The organism is Exiguobacterium sp. s7 (genome assembly GCF_018618195.1).
Lineage (GTDB): Bacteria > Bacillota > Bacilli > Exiguobacteriales > Exiguobacteriaceae > Exiguobacterium > Exiguobacterium mexicanum_A.
The window spans coordinates 237,666-261,650 of record NZ_JACSLO010000003.1 but is presented as its reverse complement, the minus strand read 5'-3'; the positions used below and the strand labels follow the sequence as shown (position 1 = coordinate 261,650).

The 23,985-nt window shown below is 53.6% G+C and carries 26 protein-coding genes, 10 tRNA genes and 1 rRNA gene; 4 read left to right on the top strand and 33 right to left on the bottom strand.

Annotated elements, in window-relative coordinates; translation table 11 throughout:
• The 19 genes from KNP79_RS06450 to acpS all read right to left on the bottom strand — a co-directional run.
• Positions 1-73: ribosomal RNA gene (locus tag KNP79_RS06450) — 16S ribosomal RNA — on the bottom strand; the annotation flags it as partial.
• A gap of 103 nt (positions 74-176) precedes the next feature.
• Positions 177-253, bottom strand: a tRNA-Ile gene (locus KNP79_RS06445).
• Between the two features lie 10 nt (positions 254-263).
• A tRNA-Arg gene (locus KNP79_RS06440) sits at positions 264-340 on the bottom strand.
• 4 nt (positions 341-344) lie between these two features.
• Positions 345-432: transfer RNA gene (locus KNP79_RS06435), tRNA-Leu, on the bottom strand.
• Positions 433-462: 30 nt separating this feature from the next.
• A tRNA-Lys gene (locus KNP79_RS06430) sits at positions 463-538 on the bottom strand.
• A 9-nt stretch (positions 539-547) separates the two neighbouring features.
• Positions 548-619, bottom strand: a tRNA-Gln gene (locus KNP79_RS06425).
• A 7-nt stretch (positions 620-626) separates the two neighbouring features.
• Positions 627-702 (bottom strand) — tRNA-Asp (locus KNP79_RS06420).
• A gap of 23 nt (positions 703-725) precedes the next feature.
• A tRNA-Val gene (locus KNP79_RS06415) sits at positions 726-801 on the bottom strand.
• 6 nt (positions 802-807) lie between these two features.
• Positions 808-882: transfer RNA gene (locus tag KNP79_RS06410), tRNA-Glu, on the bottom strand.
• Positions 883-908: 26 nt separating this feature from the next.
• Positions 909-1,000: transfer RNA gene (locus KNP79_RS06405), tRNA-Ser, on the bottom strand.
• Positions 1,001-1,009: 9 nt separating this feature from the next.
• A tRNA-Asn gene (locus tag KNP79_RS06400) sits at positions 1,010-1,084 on the bottom strand.
• Positions 1,085-1,293: 209 nt separating this feature from the next.
• Positions 1,294-3,420 carry a Tex family protein gene (locus KNP79_RS06395; protein WP_215191634.1) on the bottom strand — a complete coding sequence of 709 codons (2,127 nt, stop codon included), beginning with the start codon at positions 3,418-3,420 and terminating at the stop codon, positions 1,294-1,296.
• Between the two features lie 75 nt (positions 3,421-3,495).
• The gene (gene sigB, locus KNP79_RS06390; protein WP_021068185.1) at positions 3,496-4,296 is read right to left on the bottom strand and encodes an RNA polymerase sigma factor SigB; all 801 of its coding nucleotides are present in this window, start codon (positions 4,294-4,296) and stop codon (positions 3,496-3,498) included.
• Positions 4,262-4,738, bottom strand: a complete 477-nt coding sequence (rsbW, locus tag KNP79_RS06385) for an anti-sigma B factor RsbW (protein ID WP_021068184.1) — start codon at positions 4,736-4,738, stop codon at positions 4,262-4,264. Before rsbW ends, sigB begins: the two co-directional genes overlap by 35 nt.
• Positions 4,735-5,061, bottom strand: coding sequence for an STAS domain-containing protein (locus KNP79_RS06380; protein ID WP_021068183.1), 327 nt, complete (start codon positions 5,059-5,061; stop codon positions 4,735-4,737). Before KNP79_RS06380 ends, rsbW begins: the two co-directional genes overlap by 4 nt.
• Positions 5,062-5,201: 140 nt before the next feature.
• Positions 5,202-5,552 (bottom strand): type II toxin-antitoxin system PemK/MazF family toxin, encoded by a 351-nt coding sequence (locus KNP79_RS06375; RefSeq protein WP_029596222.1) that lies wholly within the window; start codon positions 5,550-5,552, stop codon positions 5,202-5,204.
• Between the two features lie 5 nt (positions 5,553-5,557).
• Positions 5,558-5,836: a hypothetical protein gene (locus tag KNP79_RS06370; RefSeq protein WP_021068181.1), complete on the bottom strand. Its 279-nt coding sequence runs from the start codon at positions 5,834-5,836 to the stop codon at positions 5,558-5,560.
• 129 nt (positions 5,837-5,965) lie between these two features.
• Entirely contained in the window at positions 5,966-7,042 is a 1,077-nt protein-coding gene (gene alr, locus KNP79_RS06365; protein WP_215190573.1) for an alanine racemase, read from the bottom strand.
• Positions 7,020-7,397: a holo-ACP synthase gene (acpS, locus tag KNP79_RS06360; protein ID WP_034780870.1), complete on the bottom strand. Its 378-nt coding sequence runs from the start codon at positions 7,395-7,397 to the stop codon at positions 7,020-7,022. Before acpS ends, alr begins: the two co-directional genes overlap by 23 nt.
• Before the next feature lie 63 nt (positions 7,398-7,460).
• On the opposite strand from acpS, the gene KNP79_RS06355 reads away from it, so the two are divergent.
• Complete coding sequence (locus KNP79_RS06355) at positions 7,461-8,186, top strand: rhomboid family intramembrane serine protease (RefSeq protein WP_214823504.1); 726 nt, start codon at positions 7,461-7,463, stop codon at positions 8,184-8,186.
• Between the two features lie 47 nt (positions 8,187-8,233).
• On the opposite strand, the gene argF is transcribed toward KNP79_RS06355, so the two are convergent.
• The 10 genes from argF to KNP79_RS06305 all read right to left on the bottom strand — a co-directional run bounded on the left by argF (position 8,234) and on the right by KNP79_RS06305 (position 18,605).
• Positions 8,234-9,160, bottom strand: coding sequence for an ornithine carbamoyltransferase (gene argF / locus KNP79_RS06350; protein ID WP_215191620.1), 927 nt, complete (start codon positions 9,158-9,160; stop codon positions 8,234-8,236).
• Positions 9,157-12,177: a carbamoyl-phosphate synthase (glutamine-hydrolyzing) large subunit gene (carB, locus tag KNP79_RS06345; RefSeq protein WP_215191618.1), complete on the bottom strand. Its 3,021-nt coding sequence runs from the start codon at positions 12,175-12,177 to the stop codon at positions 9,157-9,159. Before carB ends, argF begins: the two co-directional genes overlap by 4 nt.
• A complete protein-coding gene (locus KNP79_RS06340) occupies positions 12,170-13,219 on the bottom strand; it encodes a carbamoyl phosphate synthase small subunit (RefSeq protein WP_215191616.1) in 1,050 nt (349 codons plus the stop codon). Before KNP79_RS06340 ends, carB begins: the two co-directional genes overlap by 8 nt.
• Positions 13,216-14,361 carry an aspartate aminotransferase family protein gene (locus KNP79_RS06335; protein WP_215191614.1) on the bottom strand — a complete coding sequence of 382 codons (1,146 nt, stop codon included), beginning with the start codon at positions 14,359-14,361 and terminating at the stop codon, positions 13,216-13,218. The genes KNP79_RS06340 and KNP79_RS06335 overlap by 4 nt, the downstream gene beginning before the upstream one ends.
• Entirely contained in the window at positions 14,321-15,100 is a 780-nt protein-coding gene (argB, locus tag KNP79_RS06330) for an acetylglutamate kinase (protein WP_215191612.1), read from the bottom strand. The genes KNP79_RS06335 and argB overlap by 41 nt, the downstream gene beginning before the upstream one ends.
• Positions 15,097-16,314: a bifunctional glutamate N-acetyltransferase/amino-acid acetyltransferase ArgJ gene (gene argJ / locus KNP79_RS06325; protein ID WP_215191610.1), complete on the bottom strand. Its 1,218-nt coding sequence runs from the start codon at positions 16,312-16,314 to the stop codon at positions 15,097-15,099. Before argJ ends, argB begins: the two co-directional genes overlap by 4 nt.
• A gap of 14 nt (positions 16,315-16,328) precedes the next feature.
• Positions 16,329-17,354, bottom strand: coding sequence for an N-acetyl-gamma-glutamyl-phosphate reductase (gene argC, locus KNP79_RS06320; RefSeq protein WP_215191609.1), 1,026 nt, complete (start codon positions 17,352-17,354; stop codon positions 16,329-16,331).
• Between the two features lie 149 nt (positions 17,355-17,503).
• On the bottom strand, positions 17,504-17,821 hold the full coding sequence (locus tag KNP79_RS06315; RefSeq protein ID WP_214709349.1) for a hypothetical protein: 318 nt from the start codon (positions 17,819-17,821) through the stop codon (positions 17,504-17,506).
• Positions 17,822-17,854: 33 nt separating this feature from the next.
• Positions 17,855-18,322 (bottom strand): hypothetical protein, encoded by a 468-nt coding sequence (locus KNP79_RS06310; protein WP_034780944.1) that lies wholly within the window; start codon positions 18,320-18,322, stop codon positions 17,855-17,857.
• A gap of 7 nt (positions 18,323-18,329) precedes the next feature.
• The gene (locus KNP79_RS06305) at positions 18,330-18,605 is read right to left on the bottom strand and encodes a 4a-hydroxytetrahydrobiopterin dehydratase (protein ID WP_034780860.1); all 276 of its coding nucleotides are present in this window, start codon (positions 18,603-18,605) and stop codon (positions 18,330-18,332) included.
• A gap of 142 nt (positions 18,606-18,747) precedes the next feature.
• Here KNP79_RS06305 and KNP79_RS06300 point away from each other — a divergent pair, with 142 nt between their 5' ends.
• A complete protein-coding gene (locus tag KNP79_RS06300; protein WP_215191607.1) occupies positions 18,748-19,281 on the top strand; it encodes a cysteine hydrolase family protein in 534 nt (177 codons plus the stop codon).
• Between the two features lie 22 nt (positions 19,282-19,303).
• Positions 19,304-20,749 (top strand): nicotinate phosphoribosyltransferase, encoded by a 1,446-nt coding sequence (locus KNP79_RS06295; protein ID WP_034780858.1) that lies wholly within the window; start codon positions 19,304-19,306, stop codon positions 20,747-20,749.
• A gap of 41 nt (positions 20,750-20,790) precedes the next feature.
• Here the strand turns inward: KNP79_RS06295 and KNP79_RS06290 are convergent, their stop codons facing one another.
• Positions 20,791-21,093 (bottom strand): hypothetical protein, encoded by a 303-nt coding sequence (locus KNP79_RS06290; RefSeq protein WP_034780857.1) that lies wholly within the window; start codon positions 21,091-21,093, stop codon positions 20,791-20,793.
• A gap of 114 nt (positions 21,094-21,207) precedes the next feature.
• On the opposite strand from KNP79_RS06290, the gene KNP79_RS06285 reads away from it, so the two are divergent.
• Entirely contained in the window at positions 21,208-21,681 is a 474-nt protein-coding gene (locus KNP79_RS06285; RefSeq protein WP_034780942.1) for a YwpF family protein, read from the top strand.
• Positions 21,682-21,755: 74 nt separating this feature from the next.
• On the opposite strand, the gene KNP79_RS06280 is transcribed toward KNP79_RS06285, so the two are convergent.
• The 3 genes from KNP79_RS06280 to KNP79_RS06270 form a co-directional block, all read right to left on the bottom strand.
• Entirely contained in the window at positions 21,756-22,232 is a 477-nt protein-coding gene (locus KNP79_RS06280; RefSeq protein ID WP_034780856.1) for a DUF456 domain-containing protein, read from the bottom strand.
• A gap of 10 nt (positions 22,233-22,242) precedes the next feature.
• Positions 22,243-22,842 (bottom strand): histidine phosphatase family protein, encoded by a 600-nt coding sequence (locus tag KNP79_RS06275; protein ID WP_215191605.1) that lies wholly within the window; start codon positions 22,840-22,842, stop codon positions 22,243-22,245.
• A gap of 66 nt (positions 22,843-22,908) precedes the next feature.
• Positions 22,909-23,844, bottom strand: a complete 936-nt coding sequence (locus KNP79_RS06270; RefSeq protein WP_034780854.1) for an alpha/beta hydrolase — start codon at positions 23,842-23,844, stop codon at positions 22,909-22,911.
• Positions 23,845-23,985: the final 141 nt, after the last annotated feature.

The following is a 23,985-nucleotide window of genomic DNA, read 5'->3' as shown; positions in this document are numbered from 1 at the left end:
TCCTGCGCTCGACTTGCATGTATTAGGCACGCCGCCAGCGTTCGTCCTGAGCCAGGATCAAACTCTCCAAAGAATTTGATATAGCTCTTTAAAAATGACGAAGCTTGCGCTTCATTCAAAAATTGTAAAACTTATTTTTGCCTCATCGTTCAGTTTTCAAAGTTCGTCAGTTAAAATGGTGGGCCTAAGTGGACTCGAACCACCGACCTCACGCTTATCAGGCGTGCGCTCTAACCGGCTGAGCTATAGGCCCATAATAAAAATGGTGCACCCTGAGAGATTCGAACTCCCGGCCTTTAGATTCGTAGTCTAACGCTCTATCCAGCTGAGCTAAGGGTGCATATTGGTGCGGTCGAGAGGACTTGAACCTCCACGGTGTTAACCACCACTAGGCCCTCAACCTAGCGCGTCTACCGATTCCGCCACGACCGCAGCGTATTAAGGTGTTGCGAGGGATAAAAATGGTGAGTCATGCAGGGCTCGAACCTGCGACCCTCTGATTAAAAGTCAGATGCTCTACCAACTGAGCTAATGACTCAAATATAAGCTGGGCCGGAAGGGATCGAACCTTCGCATGTCGGAATCAAAATCCGATGCCTTACCACTTGGCTACGGCCCAACGTAAATGGCGGTCTTGACGGGATTTGAACCCGCGATCTCCTGCGTGACAGGCAGGCATGTTAACCCCTACACCACAAGACCGTTATACGTGCTTAAATTTGAAATGGTGGAGGATGACGGGATCGAACCGCCGACCCCCTGCTTGTAAGGCAGGTGCTCTCCCAGCTGAGCTAATCCTCCGTATGATGGTGACCCGTACGGGATTCGAACCCGTGTTACCGCCGTGAAAGGGCGGTGTCTTAACCGCTTGACCAACGGGCCAGATGTATGTGTTTTCTAAAAATAAGTGGCGGAGACGGAGGGATTCGAACCCTCGCACCGGTTTCCCAGCCTACTCCCTTAGCAGGGGAGCCCCTTATAGCCTCTTGGGTACGTCTCCAAAATAAAATGGCTCCGCAAGTAGGATTTGAACCTACGACCTACCGGTTAACAGCCGGTTGCTCTACCACTGAGCTATTGCGGAACGTTGCTTGAATTTATCGAAGTAACGATTTAAATTGTAACCGCAAACCAGAAACCTGTCAATCACTTTTTTAGAAAAGCTTTAATATTCCATGTCGTCTCTCGGCGACTTCTATAAGATAGCACGGGCAGAAAAGACCGTCAACACTTTTTTATAAAAAAACCCGAACAAAATGAAAAACATTTTGCCCGGTACTAGTTCCTTCTTATTTAAGGCTTCGGCTCCAACATCGTGAGACTGATTCGCCCACGATTGGCGTCCACTTGTTCGATCCATACGGTGACGATATCACCGACTGCGACGACATCAAGCGGATGCTTGACGTAGCGATTCGACAATTTCGAAATATGGACGAGTCCATCTTGCTTCACCCCGATATCAACGAACGCCCCAAAGTCGATGACGTTTCGCACCGTTCCTTGGAACTCCATCCCCACTTGAAGGTCCTCCAAGTTCATGACGTCGGTCCGAAGCAATGGTTTCTGAATATCTTCGCGCGGGTCACGTCCAGGCTTCGCGAGCGACTTCAAGATATCTTCGACTGTCGGTAATCCGGCATCTAGCTTCTCACTTAGCACTTTGGCGTCAACCGTCTTCAATCGATCTCGCAGTTCAGCCGTACCGACCGCTTGCTTCGAAACACCGAGTTCCTTCAATAGAGAGAGCGTCAACTTATAGCTCTCCGGATGAATCTCCGTTTGATCGAGTACATCGCTTCCGTTCGTGATCCGTAAAAAGCCGGCTGCTTGCTCATACGCCTTCGCTCCAAGACGAGGCACTTTCTTGATTTCTTTCCGCGTATCAAAGCGCCCGAACTCATCCCGATACGCGACAATATTTTTAGCCGTCGTCTTGTTCAATCCAGATACATATGTGAGCAGCGATTCCGAGGCTCGGTTCACATCCACACCGACCATGTTGACGACACTCTCGACGACAAACTCGAGCGACCCCTTCAGCTTGTTTTGACTGACGTCGTGTTGATACTGTCCAACCCCCACCGATTGCGGGTCGACTTTAACGAGTTCGGCCATCGCGTCTTGGATACGTCGGGCGATCGAGACAGCCGAGCGTTCTTCTACTTTCAATTCCGGGAACTCAGACCGTGCAATCTCTGACGCCGAATAGACACTCGCCCCCGCCTCATTGACGATGGCGTAAGCAATCTCGCGTTCAGCTTTCTTCAGCCAGTTCGATACGAATTGCTCCGTTTCACGGGATGCGGTTCCATTCCCGATGACGATGACCGAAATCGGATAACGTTTCACGAGCGACGATAGCACTTTTTCCGATCCCGCGACATCGTGTTTCGGTGCCGTCGGATAGAAGACACCGACTTCTTCGACTTTCCCGATTTCATTTACGACGGCCCATTTACAACCTGTGCGATAGGCCGGGTCAATCCCTAGGACGACGACCTCACGAAGCGGCGGTTGCATGTAGAGTTGCTTCAAGTTTTTCGAGAACACGTCGATGGCCTGTTCTTCGGCCGTCTCGGTCAATTCGCTACGAACCTCACGTTCGATGACCGGAAATACCGACTTCTTGAACGCATCCTTCACGGCGAGCGTTACGAGTTCGCGTTTCTCTGTCGGCAAACGGTCAAACTTGCCGAGCGTTTGTCGCATGAAGCCGGCTTCGTCGAAGACAATCTTCACTTGCAACACGTCCGTGCGCTCTCCCCGGTTCAAAGCGAGAATCCGGTGCGGGACGATTCCTGCGATTTTTTCTTCATATTCATAATACTGGGCGAACACTTCTTTCTCATCTTCCGCTTGTTTTTTCTTCCGCGAACGAAGGAGCGCCTCTTTCCGGACCCGTGTTCGAAGTGATTGTCGAAGCGTCGCCACTTCGCCCCACTCCTCCCCAATGATCGATTGGACGAACGGAAGTGCTTCTTCAAGCGAAAGGTCACCCGCTAACGACTGCGCTTCTTTCAGCGAATAGGGTGTCGGTTGACGATACCAGTCAGCGAGGGCTTGTAGTCCTTTCTCCCGCCCTTGTTCGGCTTTCGTCCGTCGCTTCGGACGATAAGGGAGATAAATGTCATCGACTTGTTGCAGGCTCGTCGCCGCTTCAAGTGCCCGTGTCAATTCCGGCGTCGCCTTCTCGAGTTCTTCAAGTTTGGCGAGGACGTCCGTCTTACGCTTGTGCAAACTCTCTTCATATTGTAAGGCGTCGAGAATCGCTTTAATTTCGACTTCATCGAGATTACCGGTCATTTCTTTACGGTACCGGGCCATGAACGGAATCGTCGCTCCGTCCGCGGCAAGTTGTTGCACCGTCTCGACTTGACTCGTCTTCAACTTCAACTCTTTTGCGACTTTCGTAATCAATCGAATCACTTCCTTTTCTCTTCTCTCTAGAAGTGTAGCAAACTCACGCCTAGACGACAAAAAAACGATGACCATTTAGTCATCGTTTGAAAATACTTCGTTGAGCGGGACTTTGATGGCCTCACGTAACTTCTCAAGCGCGCGTCGCTGCAAGCGCGATACGTGCATCTGCGAAATCCCGAGGAGTTCACCCGTCTCTTTTTGGCTCATGTTTTTATAATAAGCACATTCTAAAATCGCCTGTTCCCGTTCGTTCAGCACACTGAACGCTTTTTCAAGGATGAGGCGCTGGTCGACCGATTCGTAGCCACGTTCTTGGCTTCCGACAAGGTCGAGGAGCGTGACGGTCGAACCTTCGTTGTCCGCTTCGATTGAGCTGTCGACGGAAAGGGCTTGGTAGCTCTTGCCCATCTCGAGCGTCTCGAGAATCTCTTCATCGGAAACGCCGAGGTGATCGGCAATCTCATCGATGCGCGGTGAACGTTGCAACTCGGTCGTCAATTCCTCGACCGTCTTCTTGATTTTCGGTCCAAGCTCTTTAATCCGGCGCGGAACGTGGACGCTCCACGTCTTGTCACGGATGAAACGCTTGATTTCACCGATAATCGTCGGAACGGCAAACGATTCGAAACTGCGTCCGAACTCAGGGTCGAAACGACGAAGGGCAGCGAGAAGTCCGATCATCCCGACTTGAACGAGGTCATCGTGGATAGCCCGGCCGCGTGAAAACTTTCGTGCAAGTGCCTCAACGAGGTCCGAGTATCGGTTAATGAGGAGCATCTGGACTTCTTCATTTTGATCGTCCTGTTGATAACGCTCAATCCACTCTAATACTTCATCATCACTGTGATGGCGTTGTTGAGATTTTGCTGGCACTCTGATCCACCTCGTCCCTGTTAAGGAGTTTCGTCATCGTCACCTTGACACCATTGTCCTTGTTGATCGAGACGTCATCCATTAAGGCTTCAATGAGGAAAAGACCGAGTCCTCCTTCGTGAAGCGATTCAATTTCAGCCGTCTCTTCGACTGGCGCCGCTTGGCGTTTCACGTCGTCGGCAAACGTTTTGCCCGAGTCCTCGATTGTCATTTCGAGACGATCTTGATGGACGCCACACGTGAGTTTCACTTCACCTTCTTGGTCTTCATAAGCATGTTGAACAGCATTGCCACAGGCTTCCGAGACCGCAATTTTAATATCTTCGATCTCGTCGTACGTATATCCCATACGGTTAGCGATTCCTGAGACGACTAAACGGACCACACCGACATACTCCGGTTTGGCCGGGAACGTCATCACCGTCTGTTCGATGTTACTCATTGCGTGCCACCTCTTACGTTTGTATTGATCGAAAGCAACTTGTGCAGTCCTGTCAATTCAAAGAGACGATTGACGCGGTCAGTGACGCCGACGAGCGACAACTCTTTCTCATTACGTTTGGCTATTTTAAGGGCACCGACAAATACGCCGAGACCAGTTGAATCCATATAATCCACTTCATCCAAATGAACGGTAACATCTTGTTCCGTGATAGCCGGGTGCAAGACTTCCTTCAATTTTGGTGCGGTATATGTATCCACTTCTCCGGATACGTAAAGGTGTAATTGTTCTCCAATGACTTGCTCGCGAATCGCTAAATCCATCGTATATTCCCTCCTAATGTGCGTACAGAAAAATTGAGTACGATTAAACTAAATTCCCGTTTTACAGAATTCTAAACTATTTTTTAAAGATTTTTTTGAAAAAAAACCGATACCTATGTATCGGTTTCTTTATATGTAAGCTAGAGAGGGATTAATCCCAGACTAATCTCTAGCGCTCGGTCAACTTTGTGCATCGTCTCATCATCAAGATGAGTGACTTTATCCGTCAGACGACGCTTATCAATCGTTCGAATCTGTTCAAGCAAAATCACGGAATCTCGTTCGAGACCATGTTTGACTTGATATACCTCTACATGAGTCGGCAGTTTTGCTTTCTGGATCTGAGCCGTAATCGCAGCGACAATGACGGTCGGGCTAAAGCGATTGCCGATATCGTTTTGAATGACGAGAACCGGACGAACTCCACCTTGCTCTGAACCGACTACGGGCGACAGATTCGCATAAAACACGTCACCACGCTTTACGATCACTCCGCTCACACCCCGCTTACTTGACGTAAGAGAGCATGTTCGGCTTCCGTCTCAATCATCAGCATCTCTTCTGCCATATTCAAATTAAACGCGGCCATCTCTTGATAGCCTCTCGCCAATTCTTCGCGCAGTGTTTGTTGTCGATCAGCAATTTCTTTGGACAAGTACGTCACTACATCGTTCAATGACAATGATTCACGGTCTTTCATCGAAATCGGACCCACATGTTGCGAGAACCGATCTGGAACGGACGCTAAAGCACCCGCAGTTCGCTGTTTCAACATCTTACACCTCCAGAATCGTTTCAATGACTGGCGGAAATATTCCCGCGTTCTTTACCAATATAACACGCGAGTTTGGGAAAATATAGAGAATTCCCGAAAGAATTCAGATAATTTCACACGTTTTCCGCTTTACACATAACGTCGCGGGAGGCGATTCGTTAATTGACAGACGACCTCATAGTTGATTGTCTCGAGATGCGTGGCCAGTTCGTCAATCGCGACTGGTCCGCCGATGAGCGTGACCACAGTTCCGACCGGCAGCTCTTTAGGAAGCCTCACCATGAAGCGATCCATGCAGACACGACCGATAATGGGACAGCGCTCTCCATTGACGTCTACTTCGAAGCCGCTCGCTTTACGAATCCAGCCGTCGGCATATCCTACCGGCACGGTACCGATCCACTCGTCCCCTGCCGTCGTGTATGTCGCCCCGTAGCTGATCGTCTGTCCAGCTTCGAGTTGCTTCACTTGCATGAGCTTGCTCTTCAACGTGAAGGCCGGACGTAAAAATGAATAGAAGGAAGCCATTTCAGCTGACGGGTAGAGCCCATAAATCGCAATTCCGACCCGCACCACGTTGTACGGCACGTCTTGTCCGGCCATGCGGATCGCTCCGGCCGAGTTTGACGTATGAATGTAGCGGAATCGCGAGTGGAGTCCATCTATCAACTGACCGAACCGCTCCTGCTGCTCATAGTAAAGCTCACTGTCCGGCTCATCCGCTGTCGCAAAGTGCGTATAAATCCCTTCGACGATAAAACGGTCATCTGCCGCTTCTAAAAGGGCATCAAGTTCGGCGCGGGTCCGCAAACCGAGACGACCCATACCGGTGTCGACTTTCACATGAACGGTGAGTGGACGGTCAGATAGATGTGTGCACGCCTCACGCAACCAGTCGGCCGAAAAGACGGACAACGTCACATCGTGTTCGGCTGCGACGCCCGCATATTCTGGGAACTGGGCCTCCATGACGAGAATTGGCGCTTTAATCCCGGCCTCTCGGAGCTCGATTGCCTCCTCGAGTAAGGCCACACCGAGCATCGTCGCTCCGTTATCAAGCGCAATCTTTGCCACTTCGACGGCACCATGCCCGTAAGCGTTCGCTTTGACGACGGCCATGAGCGCTTGCGGGATCCGTTTTTTAATTTCGATTACGTTATGTTTGATCGCCGCCCGATCGATTTCAATCCAACTTGGACGAAACATCGTGATCCCCCTCTTCAATGATGACTTGTGCCACGGCATATTGCTCGCTGTGGCTGATACTCATATGAATCCGGCCTGAGTACGGCGCCGTCATATGCGGCCGTCCGGTCTCATCCGGTAAAATTTCGATTTGTTGCCACGACAGGCCCCGGGCAATCCCGGTCCCGACCGCTTTGGCATACGCTTCTTTCGCCGCAAATCGTCCAGCGACGAATTCGATGCGCCGTTGTTCTGGATAGGCGTCCGCAAGCGCCCGCTCGGCTGTGGTCAACAGACGTGCGACGAAACGGTCATTTTTGAGCGAGCGAGCAATCCGCTCGAGCTCGACGATATCGATTCCGATCCCCACAATCACAGGACACTCGCTCCTTTCCTTTTTCACTCGTTTCCTTATACAATTAAGGAAAGAGGTGATGCTATGTTTAGTCGTACTGAGAATGTTCAAACGTTCGTCCGGGCGTATCCGCTCGTAACGCTGTTCATTGTAATCCAACTGCTCGTGTTTGTCATCGATTCTTTGGTCCCCGACCTCCGGATTGTCGCACTCGGCGGGTCATTCCATCTCGCACTCGCCCAAGGGGAATGGTACCGTCTCTTGACGGCCAACTTCATCCATTTAGGGCTCGGTCATTTGCTGTTCAACTCGTTCGCTTTGATTATCTTCGGACCTGCCATGGAACGCATGGTCGGTCACATCAAGTTCGCCGTGTTCTATATCGTGGCCGGTGTGCTTGCCAACTTGCTCACGTTCTTCACGGTGAGTGAACTGTTCTACCTGCAAGCCGGTGCTTCCGGTGCGATTTTAGCGATTCTCGGTTTTTATGTGTACATCGGTCGGTTCCGCCGGACGCTCATCTACAGCCAGGACGCTCGACTCGTCTATATCTTCGTCGCCATCAGCGCCGTGTTCACGCTCATCGGTGCGAACGTGTCACTTTGGGGACATGTGTATGGTTTTCTGGCCGGGTTCTTGCTCGCGATCCCGCTCTCCCGGTTCACGGTGCCGTATTCGCGCCCGCTCCGTTACGGGAAGTACAAGCCACGCAAGTATTCCCCGCCCATCATTCATACGGGTGAAGGCAAATGGATTTTCTACGTGATTGTCGGATTGGCCGTATTCGGCCTGTTCGCCCGCTTTTTATGACAGTAAAAAGAGAGGATTCGCCCGAGCGGCGAATCCTCTCTTTTCGTTTAGCCGAGCAAGGTGAGCATGAGCGCCTTTTGCGCGTGCAATCGATTCTCAGCTTGATCGAACACGACCGATTGCGGACCGTCGATGACGTCGGCCGTCACTTCTTCGCCGCGATGGGCCGGGAGACAGTGCAGGAAAATCGCATCTGACTTCGCTTGCTGCATGAGCGAAGCATCGACTTGGAACGTCGCAAACTGCGTCAACCGTTCCGCCGCTTCCGCTTCTTGCCCCATGCTCGCGAACACATCCGTGTAAATGACGTCCGCACCCGCTGCCGCAGCGATCGGGTCTTGCCACAACGTAACGCTGCCTCCAGTAGTCGCCGCGAGTTCGTTCGCCCGTTCGAAAATCTCGGTCTCGACCGTATATGCTTCCGGCGAGGCGATGCGGATGTGCATCCCGCTGAGCGCGCCCCCGATCATGAGCGAGTGGGCCATATTGTTCCCGTCGCCGATGTACGTCAACGTCTTCCCCGTTCTCGTGCCGAACACTTCCTCGACCGTCAACAAGTCGGCGAGTACTTGGCACGGGTGATGGGAATCGGTCAATCCGTTGATGATTGGAATCGACCCTGCCGAAGCGAGCGTCTCGACCGTCTCGTGGGCATACGTCCGAATCATGAGCGCGTCGACATAGCGGCTCATGACTTGAATCGTATCCGTCAGCGGTTCCCCGCGTCCGATCTGTAAATCACTGCTGCTCAAGAACAGCGGATAACCGCCGAGTTCGACGACACCGACCTCGAACGACATCCGGGTCCGGGTCGAGGCCTTCTCGAACAAGAGCGCCACTTTCTTGCCGGCGAGCGCCGACTGGAACGCTTCCGGCTGTCGTTTGACCTTGGCCGCGAGTCCAAGCAAGTCGTCGAGTGCGGACGGAGTCAGTTCCTCGAGTGTCAGTAGATGATTGATTGTTTTCGTCGTCATAATGGTAGTCCCTCTCCTGTCTGCATCGTTTGAAGTGAACGGACCGGCATCGGTTCCGCTTGCATCGCTTGTTGATAGTACTCGGCAAGATGTGTCTCCGAGATGACGTGGACGCCGTTGCGGACGGCCGTCTCACGTGCCGCTTGTTCTTCTGGTGCGTTTGAAAATAGGACCGACACGTTTTGGAACTCGGTCGTCTCATCGAGCGCTTGATCACTATATGATGACCAGCCTTGGCCGGCTACGGTCTCAGTCCGATTCATGATGCGCGCCGTCGTCGCATCGTAACAGAAGCGTTCGGACACGTAAGGGGTCATGCTGAATTGGAGTGTCTCTCCAGTCGAACGCATGACGGGTCCGGTGAGCGGGTCGACGCCCGGCAATTTCAAACTCGAGAACACCGGTGTCTTGATGGCATAGCCGCTCCATACCGGACGTGCCTCTGGGACGATGGTTGCCAACTCATGGCCGAACGCCGCGAGCGTCGCCCATTCGATGAGTGGTTCCCCGGTCACTTTACTGACGATCGGGACCGTCCGAGATGCACGCGGATTGATTTCGAGTACGTAGATGACGTCGTCTTTCAACACGAATTGGATATTGAGCGCACCCTTATATGCGAGCGCTTGACCAATCGTTTGAACGATGGCTTCAATCTCGGCTTGTTGCGCGCGTGACGTTTTGACCGGCGGCAGAATCATCGTCGAATCGCCCGAATGGACACCGGCTGCCTCAATCTGTTCGAGCAAGGCCGGAATGTAGACGGTTTTCCCGTCAGTGACACAGTCGACTTCGAGTTCACGTCCATCGACATACGCATCGACAAGGAGCGGATAGGTCAAGTGTGATTCGACTTGGTGCAAATCCGCTGCGGTCCGGATGATATACATGCCTTTTCCACCGATGACGTAGGAAGGACGGACGACACATGGATAGCCGAGACGATCGATCGCGGACGTCAAGTCGTCAACCGATCCGACCTCTTCGCCAGGGATGTGGGCCACCCCGATCTCGTCGAGGAATTGATAGAACCGATCCCGGTCCTCCATTTGATCGATGACGTCTGCCGTCGCCCCGAGCAAGTGATAGCCTTTGGCTTCTAGTGCATGGGCGAGTGAAATGCCGGTCTGGCCGCCGAACTGGATGAGGACGTCCTGACAGCCTTCTGCCTCCAATACGTGCACAACATCTTCAATCGTCAACGGTTCGACGTACAGTTTGTCGGCGATCGTGAAATCGGTCGACACCGTCTCCGGGTTATTGTTGATCATGATCGTCTCGACCCCGAGTTTTTGAAGCGCCCAGACGGCATGCACCGAACTGTAATCGAACTCGATGCCTTGTCCGATGCGAATCGGTCCAGACCCGATGATGGCGACTTTCGGACGCTCGCTCGGTACGACTTCAGACGTCCCGTGCCACGACCCGTAAAAGTACGGTGTGCGGCTCTCGAACTCGGCGGCACACGTATCAATCATCTGATAGACCGGATGGATGTCGTGTTCGAGCCGCATCGCTGCGACTGCGTCGGCCGTGACGTTCATCTGCTGCGCAATCTGGGCGTCGGTGAAACCGAACCGTTTCGCTCGCAACAAGTTTTCTTTCATAGACAGGTCCAGACGGATTGTCGTCACGAGTCGATCGAACGTCATCATGAAGTGCGGGGCGATACCCGTCAGCGCTTCAAGCTGTGACGCCGTGGCGATTCCCCGATCGAGTAGTGCGAGGCACGCCAGGAGACGACGATCAGTCGGAGCCGAAATTTCAGCGTATAACGCGTCAGGATCGGCTGTCGCCATCCAATTCGGATAAAGCGGACTCTGCTCGACACCGGCACCGCGCCACGCTTTCTGTAGCGCTTCTTCGAGTGTTTTGCCCATCGCCATGCTCTCCCCGGTCGCTTTCATCTGCGGTCCGAGCGTCCGGTCCGTCCCATTGAACAAATCGAACGGGAACGTCGGCACTTTCGCCGTCACATAATCGAGGGCCGGTTCGAAGCTCGCCATCGTCCCGTTCGTGACGGGATTGATGCAAGCGTCGAGTCGTTCCCCGAGGGCAAGACGGGTGGCGATCTTCGCGATCGGATACCCGGTCGCTTTCGAGGCGAGCGCCGAGCTACGCGACACGCGCGGGTTCACTTCAATCACGTAATAGGCGTCTTCCGTCGGATGGACGGCGAACTGGATGTTACACCCGCCGACGACACCGAGGGCCGAGACGATTCGGAACGCGGCGCTCCGTAACGTCTGATGCATGACATCCGATAACGTCTGGGCCGGGGCGAACACAACCGAATCGCCCGTATGGACGCCGACCGGGTCGATGTTTTCCATATTGCAGACGATGATGCACGTCCCGTTGGCGTCACGCATGACTTCGTATTCAAACTCTTTATAGCCGGCAATGCTCTGCTCAATCAAACACTGCGAGATGGGACTCGCTTCGAGACCACGCTTCGCGAGCGTATACGCCGCGTCCACCGTCTCCGCAATCCCACCGCCGGTTCCGCCGAGCGTGAACGCCGGACGGACGATGAGCGGGACGCCTGTCTCGGCGATGAAGTGATCAAGGGCGTCGATCGATTCAATCGTCGTGCTGACCGGGAGCGGTTCCCCGAGTTCGTTCATTTTCTGTTTGAACCGTTCGCGGTCTTCCCCGTCACGGATCGTCTCAAGCGACGTACCGAGAAGGTTGATGCCGTATCGTTCGAGCACGCCGGCCTCGTCCAAGGCGAGCGCCAAGTTAAGGGCAGTCTGCCCGCCGACCGTGGCGAGCAAGTGGGTCGGACGTTCTGTCTCGATAATCAATTCGGCCTTCTCTAACGTCATCGCCTCGATGTACGTGTGGTCGGCCAAACCGGGATCGGTCATGATCGTGGCCGGGTTCGAGTTAAAGAGTACGACCTCACAACCTGCTTCTCGGAGCGCTTGGCACGCCTGTGTGCCCGAATAGTCAAACTCGGCCGCCTGTCCGATGATAATCGGACCCGAGCCGATGACGAGTACTTTTTTATGCATAGACGTTCACCCCTTGCTGAATCATTTCGTCGAAGCGATCAAAGATGGCTTGCGCTTCCTTCGGTCCCGGACTGGCCTCCGGATGGAACTGAGCCGTTAGAATCGGGGCCGTCCGGTGCAACGTCCCTTCGACCGACAAATCGTTCACGTTCTCAAATAGCAGTTCGAGCGGCGTCGCTTCCAAACTGTCCCGTGTGACGACGTACCCATGATTTTGCGACGTCATCCACACTTCACCCGTCTGGACGTTCCGGACCGGATGATTGGATCCGCGGTGTCCGTAAGCCTGTTTTTCAATCTCACACCCGAAGGCGAGCGCGAGCAGTTGATGGCCCATACAAATGCCGAGTGTCGGATACGACAGTGCCACGTCACGCACATTGTCGAGGTAGTCGACCAAATCACGTGGGTCTCCCGGACCGTTCGACACGAGAATCCCGGTCGGTGCGAGCGCGTGGACTTGGGCGACCGTCATATCGAACGGAACGACCGTTACCGCGTACCCTCGCTCCACCATCGCTTGAACCATCGACGCCTTCACGCCGAAATCAAGACAGACGATGTGTCCGTTCGCCCCGTCGCCGTGACGCACATGACTTGGCGTCGAAACGGTCTCCGTAATCTGATGTAGGTCCCCATCGAACGACACATCTGATTCAGACGTCATCACACCCCACTGATCGCCGTGTTCACGGAGCGCATGGACGAGCGAGCGCGTGTCGACGTCAGACAGTACCGGCACACCGGACTGCTCCAGCCAATCCTTCAAGTCGGTCGCCGCCCCGTTGCCGGCTAACGTCTGGACGAGCACGCCCGCCACTTGAATGTCCGCACTTTCCGATGCTGCGTCGGTCAACCCATATTGCCCGATGAGCGGATATGTGAACGCGACGATTTGACCGGCGTACGACGGATCGGTCAACACTTCTTGATAACCGGTCATCCCTGTGAAGAAGACGACCTCTCCTTTCGCCAAGCACGCACTCGTCTCCCACGTCCCGTTGAACTGTTCACCGCTTTGTAACGTCACTGTCCCCGTCATGACACCATCTCCTTTGTAATCACCTGTCCAATGATTGCGAGCGCCTCATCCACTTCGGCTTCCGTAAGCAGCAAAGACGGTAAGACGCGAATCACGTCCGGACCTGCCGCAACGACCAGGAGGCCCGCGTCTCGCAACTGTTCGATCCATGGCGCGACCGGTTGCGTCGCGACGAGCCCGAGCATCAAGCCGAGTCCACGGACCTCGATGAACGTCTCTCCGTCGACAAATTGTTCCAAGCCCGCTCGTAATCGTGCCCCCATCGCATTGACGTGGGCGAGTGCGTCCGCCTCGAACAAAATGTCGAGCGTCGCTTCCGCCGCTGCCATCGCGAGCGGATTGCCGCCGAACGTCGAACCGTGACTGCCAGCCGTGAAGACGTGCTCCGCACCTGCTGCTGTCAAAATCGCTCCGACAGGGAAACCGCTGCCGAGCCCTTTCGCGAGCGTGACGACGTCCGGTTTAAGCGGTGTCTGTTCGAACGCGAAGCGGGTACCTGTGCGGGCAATCCCGGTCTGCACCTCATCGACGACGATTTTGACCCCGTGCTCAGTCGCTTTCGCTTGAAGCGCTTCGAGCCATACCGAGTCAGCGACGACGACCCCGCCCTCGCCTTGGACGATTTCAAGCCAGACCGCAGCCGTATCGGCATCGATCATGTCGAGTGCGTCCATGTCGTTGAACGGTGCGTGTACAAAATCAGCCACCATCGGGCCGAATCCGGCTTTGACCTTGTCTTGCCCCGTGGCCCCAAGCATGGCGAACGAGCGACCGTGGAACGATTTCGTGAACGTCACGATTTTCGTCTTGTTCGTCCATTTCCGAATCAATTTGAACGCCCCTTCGTTCGCCTCGGTCCCACTGTTACAGAAGAACGCATGCGTCAAATGAGTCTCGGAGACGAGCATCTCGGCGACGCGAGTTTGTCTGCTGATGTTGTAAAGGTTCGACGTGTGCCACACTTTTTGAAGCTGCGCCTCTAGCGCTTGGCTTACGTGTGGATGACGATGGCCCGTGCCGCAGACGGCGATACCCATGACGAAATCGAGGTACCGTTTCCCCGTGGTGTCGGTCACATACGATCCGTTCGCCTGCTCAATCTCAATATGTCGTTGTCCGTAGGTCGGTAGTAGTGAATGCATGGTGCACCTCCTGTAGTGTTGTCCCGGGATGAACCGGGTCCTTGCCGTCACGGATGACGGCGATATCAATCCCTCCTGTTAGAGCAGCCAACAGCGCCTCGGTTTTCGGGATCATCCCCCCATAGATATCCCCTGTGGCGATGGCCGTCTGGATGTCCTCACGTGTCAGCGTTTGACGGAACGTCCCATCAATCCGGATACCTGGTACGTCGGTGATCATTTCGAAGCAGTCGGCCTGCAGAGCGACCGCGACTGCGATCGCACAATCGTCCCCGTTACAGTTCAACGTGCCTTCCGTACCGTGTAATAATGATGTCACGACAGGCACGTAGCGACTCGCGAGCAATAGCTCGAACAAGTCTGTCTCGACCCGGTCGACTTCACCGACCGCTCCGAGTTCCACCAATTGTTTTCCTGTCAGCGTCTGTCCGTCCACACCCGAGAGACCGACCGCTTGAATATGATGACGACCGAGGGCAGCAACGATTTCAGTTTGCATCTCCCCCGCGAGCACGCGCTCGGCACCGGTCAACACGTCCGCTGTCGTGATACGACGTCCGTCTTGAAACATAGGTTCGATTTGTTGATGCTCGCAATAAGCGGACAACGCAGGTCCACCCCCATGAACGATCACAAGTTCATGCCCCGCCTCAAGCCACGCCTGCCATTCTTTGAAATAGTCCGGATCAAGCGTGTCCCAAACGCTTCCGCCGAGTTTGACGATTTTCCGTTGTTTCATGTCCGGTAACTCGCGTTGATTTTGACGTAGTCGTAAGTCAAATCGCAGCCATACGCCTGACCTTGTCCGGTGCCGTCTTGCAACCGGATCTGGATCGGCACGATGTCTTGGCCCATCTCTTCTGTCGCGAGCGTTTCATCGAACCAGACCGGCGAACTTTCCAAGAGTATGTGCTGTGACCCGATGCGGATGTCGACGTGGTTCACATCGATCGGTTGTTCGGTGGCACCGATGGCGGCGATGATGCGTCCCCAGTTCGCATCTTGTCCATAGACGGCCGTCTTCACGAGCGACGAGCCGACGACTTGTTTCGCAATCATCCGAGCCGCCTCATCCGTCTTCGCCCCGACAACCTCGACCTCAATCAATTTCGTCGCCCCTTCCCCGTCACGAGCAATCGCTTTGGCGAGATTCGTGCATACGTCCGTCAACGCTTGGCAGAAGCGGTCATAGGCCGGTGTCCCTTCGATGATTTCATCCATCTCGGTCAGTCCGCTCGCCAAAGCGAGCACCATATCGTTCGTCGAACTGTCCCCGTCGACGGTGATGCTGTTAAACGAGGCGTCCACGCTCTGTTTCAGCGCCCGTTGCAACACGTCGGGTGCGATGACGGCATCGGTCGTGATGAAGCCGAGCATCGTCGCCATGTTCGGATGAATCATCCCCGAGCCTTTGGCCACACCTGCGATTGTCACGGTCGCGCCTCCTTCGGTGTACTCGACGCCCGTGCATTTCGTTCCCGTATCGGTCGTCAAAATCGCTTCCGCGAACGACTCCGCCCCCGTCTCCTCATGGATCGGTTCAAGCAAATCGATTCCGGTCAAGAGGGTCTCCATCGGCAACAGTTGACCGATGACACCTGTCGAGGCGATCGCTACTTCTTCCGGCTTGACCCCGATATGTTCGGCCGCCTTATCGCGCATCGTATACGCGTCCTCGAGCCCTTGCGGACCGGTGCAGGCGTTGGCGTTTCCACTGTTGATCAAGACGGCACGAATCTTCCCGTTCGACGCTTGTAGCGTCTCTTTCGTCACTTGAATCGGGGCCGCTTGAAACTGGTTCGTCGTATACACCGCGGCGGCACTGGCCAACTGTTCGCAGACGAGCAGGGCTAAATCTTTACGCTTCCGCTTCAGTCCGACGTGAACTCCGCACGCTTGAAACCCTTTCGGCGTGACGACGTGGACGACAGGGCTGATTGCTGTTTCAATCATTCGTTTCTACCTCCTCATATGTATTGGGGCTGTTCATTCAACCCGGCTGTCTCGTTTAATCCAAAGCGGACGTTGGCGTTTTGAATCGCTTGTCCGGCCGCACCTTTTTGCATATTGTCGATGACCGAGATGACGGTCAGTCGATTCGTTCGTTGGTCGAGATACACCCACAAGTCGCAGTAGTTCGACCCGACGGCCGTCCGAATCTCCGGTTCGCCTTGTTGCACCCGGATGAACGGTTCGTTCGCGTATGTTTGTCGCAATGCGTTCACCCAAGCTGCTTCACTCTGCTCAATCGTCGGGACAACGCTCATCGTTGCCATAATGCCTCGATTGATGGGCAACAGATGTGTCGAGAGTGACACGGTCGCTTGCGTCCCACTCACTGCATAAAGCGTCTGTTCAATCTCCGGGATGTGTTGATGCGTATGGATTTTATAAAGTTGCACGTTTTCATTGGAGCGGGCATGGTGCGTCTTGGTGCTGAGTCCTTTCCCAGCGCCGGTGATGCCGGAGCAGGCCGAGACGATGATTTCGTTCGGATCGATCCAGCCTCCGTTCACGAACGGGAGCAAACCAAGGGCGATCGCCGTGGCGTAACACCCGGGATTGGCAATCCAGTCGGCCGACCTTACAGCGTCTCGATTCCATTCCGTCAATCCGTACACGGCCTGCGCTTGAAGTGATACCGGTACGGCCGGTTTGCCGTACCATGTCTCGTAGCTCGATGCCGGCAGACGTAAGTCTCCGCTCAAATCGATGACGACTCCTTCATACTCCGTCAACTGCGCCACATATTGTGCCGACACCCCGCTCGGCGTCGCTAAAAAAATGACGTCGATGTCGTTCAATACGCCCACCTGGAACGGCTCGAGCGTCAAATCCTCAATCTCTAACCATGGATACAGTTGCGCGAGCGTCAATCCGGCGCTCGAATCGCTCATCGCCCGGACGAGCGTGAACTCGGGATGTTTCCCGATGAGCTTCAACAGCTCCATCCCGGCGTACCCCGTGACGCCGACGATTCCACAAGTGATCATCTGTCGAACCCCCCTTAAAAGAATAAATCGATTAAAACATACGTATATTTATACTGTCAATTGTATTTTTATACAAATTAAATAGAGAGATGTTCGCCAGACCATAAAAAAACGGCCCGGCGCAAGAGCGACAGACCGTGATAGATTGATTAAATTTGATTTTTGTGACGAGCGTCTTGGAGCGCGTCGACCAAGTCTTTCACATCTTCGACGAGATTTTGAATCGTGTCTTGGTTCTCTTCGTAGAGCGCCTTCAAATCCATGACGCGATCTTTCAAGCTCCCTTTCGATGAGGCTTGAAGGCCGACCGAATGGCTTTGTGTTGACGCATCCTTCGACTTGAGTCGTGATTTCATATGTTTGAGCTGTCTGACTTGTTGTTCGCGCGTCTCTCTGTGGAGAAGCGATGCCCCGGCTCCGATGACGGCACCTGCGGCCATTCCCATCCAGAAGTAGTTCTTGTTCATAAAAAATCCTCCCCTAACATGACGTTATGTTTATTATAGGTCATCCGCTTCATCGACGACATAGTGTTTTATGATTGGACCGGCTCCTTTTTGTTCGACGGCTTCTTTCAGCCATTCTTGGAACAAGACATAGTCGGTCGAATCACGGAAACGATTTCCGCCCTCGGTGAATTGGATGAAGATAATCCCGTGGTGATCGTCCGGGTCGACACCGAGCCGATAGGCGGCAAAACCGCTATGGCCAGACCCAAGACGTGATTTGTCTTTCAACAAGCGATGGAACAAGAGCGACCGGGCGTTCGAATCGACCGGAATGTTCGCATAGACAATATTCCCTTTCGAGGCGAATTGTCCTTCCGCTTCTTCGATTTGAAACGTCTTCCCGCTTTGGAAGGGAGACTTGTCGCCTTCTGCGAGCAAAATCGTCTCGGTCCCGTTGGCGACAAGGATACCGGGTTGTTGACGCAATCGTTCAGCGACAGTTCCTGAGGCAAACGTCATGAACAGTTTAGACAAGCCCCTCACACCCTTTCGCGAGCATGATGTCTTTCTCCGTGATTCCACCTTCGTCATGCGTGGACACGGTCAATGTGACATTCCGATACTCGATCAAGATGTTCGGATGATGATTGAGCTCCTCCGCCAAATCAGCGACGAGATGGACGAACTGAATCGCCTCTGGAAACGTCTCGAGCCGATACGTCTTTTGTAATTCCCCTTCAACAACATCCCAGCCATTTAAGCGGGATAGTTGCTCTGACAGTTCGGTTGATGACAGCAGCATGTGCTGATTCCCCTTTCGCAAACGGTTCTTCTTACACCTAGTACCCGACCCCGATCAAAAATAATCTTTTTCGCATCACGCAAAATGATTTAGAATAAGAAGGATAGCCAACTATTCTTTACATGAGAGAGGAGAGCTCCCCATGCGAGCATTGATTGTGATCGACTACACGTTTGATTTTATCGCAGACGCGGGTCGTTTGACTTGTGGAAAACCAGGGCAAGACATAGAAGAACGAATTGTCCAGTTGATCGAGGAGTTCGCAGACGAGGATTATGTTGTCGTCGCGAACGACGTCCACGATGCCGGCGACACGTATCATCCTGAGACGACGCTCTTCCCGCCCCACAATATTCGCGGTACAGAGGGCCGTGAATTATACGGTGCCGTCAAAACCGCGGCGAGCCGGGCCGATCATTGGATCGATAAGACACGCTATAGCGCCTTTGCCGGCACAGACCTCGACTTGCGCTTGCGCGAACGGGCCATCACAGAGATTCATCTCGTCGGTGTGTGCACAGACATTTGTGTGCTTCATACCGCTGTCGACGCTTACAACCTCGGCTATACAATCGTCGTCCATGCCGATGCCGTCCAAAGCTTCAACCCAGTCGGACACGCTTGGGCGCTCGAACATTTTGTCACGACCCTCGGAGCAAAGGTGACCGGGAAGTGACGTAAAACAGAAAGGATCGATTATGTTACATCGCAACTTAGCACTTCACACAGACTTATACCTCCCGCGTTGGATGTATATCTATTGGAAACAAGGCCGTCACAACGAACGAGTCGTGTTTGACCTATACTATCGCTCAAACCCGTTCAGCGGAGGGTACGTCGTCTTCGCCGGCCTCCAAAATATCGTGCATTATTTAGAGAACGTCTCATTCACGGAAGAAGATATCCGCTACTTGAAACAGCAACTCGACTTCGAGGACGAGTTCGCGGATGTGCTCCGTAACTTCAAGTTCACGGGCTCGCTCTACAGTGTCCGTGAAGGAGAAGTCATCTTCCCGAACGAACAAGTCGTCCGCATCGAATCGACGATCTTTGAGGCGAAGTTGTTCCAGACGGCGCTCTTGAACATCGCCAACCACGAATCACTCATCGCGACGAAATACGCGCGCATCCGCCAAGCTGCGCCGAACGAGACACTACTCGAAGGCGGTGCTCGTCGCGCCCAAGGCGTCGATGCTGCGTACTACGGGACACGGGCCGCCTATATCGCCGGTTTCGACGTCACGAGCTTGGTTTCGGCCGGACGTGATTTTGACGTCCCGACCGGTGGAACGATGGAGCACGCCGATATCCAGTTCCACGATGACGAACTCGAGGCATTCCGCTCGTTCGCCTCGATGTACCCGGACAATACGAGCCTGTTGATCGACACGTACGATACGCTCAAGTCAGGTCTCCCGAACGCGATCACGGTCGCCAAAGAACTTGAAGCGAAAGGCTACCGCTTGAAGTCGGTCCGACTCGACTCGGGTGACTTGGCCTACTTGTCGAAACGGGCCCGAAAAGCATTGAACGCGGCCGGACTCGATTACGTCAAAATCGTCGTCTCGGGCGACCTCGATGAGTACGTCATTCAAGACTTGCGGATGCAAGGAGCTGAAGCCGATACGTTCCTCGTCGGGACGCGCGGTATCACGGCCTATGAGCAACCTGCACTCGGTATGGTGTACAAACTCGTCGCCCGCGAAGGCGCCGACGGGAAGCTGAAGCCGGTCATCAAAGTGTCGTCTTCGAAAGTAAAAACGACGACTCCGCACAAGAAAGAATTGTATCGCATCATCGATAACGAGACCGGGAAGTTCAAAGGTGACTATATCGCCCTTGCCGACGAACCGGTCGAGTCGTATAACGAGATTGACTTGATTGACGTGCGCGACCCCGCGTTCCGCATCAAGACACGTAACTTTAGCGTCAAACGTTTGCTCGTCCCGATTTTCCAAGACGGCGAACGCGTATATGAGTTACCGAACGCGACAGAAATCCGCACGTATCATCACGAGCAGATGAACGGTCTGTGGGAAGAGTACAAACGCCTCCGCTTGCCGGAAGTGTACTCGGTCACATTCAGTAAACCGCTCTGGGACTTGAAGCTCGAAATGATTCGTCAAACTCGGATTCCGAAATAAAAACAAGAGGCTACGGATTTTTTTCCGTTAGCCTCTTGTTTTTATGCCGTCGTCATCTCATTCGCATGGATTTTATCTTCTTTTCTCCGAAAGTAAAGGGCGATCGAAAGAGAGATCAAAATCAATATGAAGTAAACGGTCCGTTGCCAAAACGTCGCTTCCGTATCCCCTCGGAACAACGCGATGATATAGTCACTCCCGCTCACGAAGAACAAGCCCGCGAGCAAGAGGAAGATTCGATATCCGGCCCGACTCCGCTCCTGCTTTACTTTGAAGAAAAGGACACCATAATAACCGATTGCTAGAATCGCGATATACCCGATTATGCCAACAACCCAACTCATCTTGATGCCTCCTTGTCCTCTATTTTTTTACGTCGCTTCCCCGCTATCGTAACACAATCTTCGAATCAGACTGTGTTAAGATGAGTTAAAGAAAATGTGGAAGGGATCGATACGATGAAAACGTTCCGTCTAGTCCAAGTTCGCCTCGTCCAAGACGAGTACGGCAACGAGTTGAACCTGCCCGTCGAACTGCTCGATGGGTTGATCATCTCAAAAGAGCACGACAACGAATGGCTCCTCGAGATGCTCGTACCGACTGAATTTGCCGTCACGCTTCATCATTACTTGAATAAACGAATCCTGCTTCTCGCCGAGGCCGTCATCACGTCTCCATCGAACCGGCCGGCCGCCCTCGCCTTGACGTTCACGAGTGAACGGTCGCTAAGCGACCATCACACGTTCGTCGCCGAAGGGCTCATGTTGTTGCCGAAACAAGACACGACGAAGCAAGTACTCGATTCGTTGATTTCCGAAGGCGTGGCGAACGCCGAGCTCAAACCGTCCTTCTTCGAAAAACAAATGGAGCAACAGCAGTCGTTCAGCCGCTCCGCCTTCACTCAGCTCGTTAAGACAGGATCGTTCGAATAAGTCGAACGGTCTTGTTTTTCTTTCCCCGTTTTTTCAAATATCTCAACCCAAAAAGGCGAAGAAATTTCTCCGCCTCAAATGTAGATGAAAAACAAGATGACCATCATCGTCATTCCGACGACTTTGAGCATCGTACTTCCAAGGAAAGCAAGTACCGTCCCGACACCGATACTCCACGCCTCACGCGTCGATTTACCGAGCGTGAGCTCCGCTAGAAACGCGAAGATGAACGGGAAGATGAGCACGCCGACGAGCGGGAAGATGAACGGGCCTGCGATCAATCCGATTGTCGCTCCCCACTTCGCCCGTTCGGAACCGCCTCGTTTATCGACCGTCGCCCGAGTGACGATATAGTCGACTACGAACAAGAAGATCAAAAATACGGTTTGCCAGAGCCAAAACGTCCATGTGAGCGGCTCGAACGAGAATCCAAAACCGTAAATCATATAACCGATGAATAAGAACAAGACGCTCGGGATGACCGGATAGATCAGACCCGCGAACGCGACAACAAATGATGCGATGATGAAAATCCAGAGCAATGTCGTCATGAGCTTCTCCTCACTTCGCGACGATCACATTCGTAATATGGTCGGCGACATTGACCGCCTTGACCACGAACTGACCATCTTGATATTCGATATAATTCGAGCAGGCGTTGCGCATGGCGTGGCGGAACGTATACGTGTCGTCAATCGCCGATAAGGCGGCTTTAATTGCATGTGAATGACAGACGACGATGATACGTTTTCCGGTATGTGCTTCGACGATGTCTTCCATGCCGCTCAAGACCCGGGCCCGCATCTCATCTTCTGACTCTAGACCCGGGACGCGGTCTTGATCATCGGCTTGGACAGCTTCGTAAATGCCAGGCACCGGTTTTCCCGACGCATGACCGAACTCCCGCTCGATGAACCGTTCGTCCTGAATGATCACGCCTGGGTCGATGCCGCACGCCTCTGCGATGTAGCGGGCCGTATCCATCGCTCGCGAAAGCGGGCTCGCGACGATCACGTCCCATGATTCTTGGCTTAAAAAGGCCGCACTCTCTTCGGCCTGCCGATGTCCGAGTGCGTTGAGCGGGATATCTTCCCGCCCCTGAATGATTTCTTGAAAATTCCAATCGGTCTGACCATGTCGGACCAAACAAAGTTCTGTCACACGAGTCACTCCTTTTTGATTCCTAAATCCTACCCCATCGTACCATCTTTGAAAAAAAGCGCAACGTCACATCATCGCGTCATCGATGAAACGATCGATCCGGGCCATGAGTTGTGTTTCTTTGATCGGGTTATCGGATTGGAGGAAACTCGCTAACGAATGGGTGCCGTTCGGAAAAGAAATCAATTGCACGTTCGCGCCGACCTCGCTCGCATGCTCCACGAAATGGAGCGCTTGCCCGAACGGAACGATGGGGTCTTTCTTCCCGTGCAAAAGGAGAATCGGCGGGGCATCATCGTACAGATGCGTGACCGGAGAACACTTCACCATCAGTTCGCGCCACGCCTCACGACTCCCTTCGTAAAACTTCAAATGGGCGAGCCACGTCTGGATGAACTTGAACAACAAGAAGTTCGTCGGCGGATAAAGGGCGATGACACCTTTCACCGGCGGCACGTCGTCGCCAAGTTCTCCTATAAACTGCTTGCTTCGGTCGAGTGCTGTCGCAAGGACAAGGGCCGCGCCTGCCGAGTCGCCCCAGACAATCAATTTGTCGATGTCAAGATTGAGCAGACCATCGTGTTGTTTGAGATAGCAAAGCGCATCGGAGACGTCGATGATGTTGTCCGGGAAATAGACCCCGTCCTCGAACAGACGATAATCGATGCTGATGACCGCGAATCCTTTGGCGAGGAAGTGGTCGAGCAATGGATGGAACAACGTCACCATGCCTCTATTCCCTCGAACGAATGCCCCGCCGTGTGCATAGACTGCGACCGGAAACGGTCCTTCGCCGGGCGGGTAGTACACATCAAATTGGAGCGGACGGTCATTGACAATCTTGTACGTGTGAGTCCGGCGTTTACGGGTCGAGGGACGCACCGGCAACTCAGGCTCTTGCCAACGCACGAGCGATCCGTATTGGTTCCATACGCTTGCCCCGGCTGCGGTGGCGGCCGCGAGCGCCGCACCACCGACGAACCAGGCGGTCTCCTTTCTCATATACATCCACTCCTCGTTCTTTTTTTAATCATATTCCCTTTTTCTCGAAAAACCATCCATCTGAAGTCGGACTTGACGTGTTCGCATTCGCCCCCTATAATATAAAACGCAGTCTCAGAACGTAACGGTTACGATTTAAAG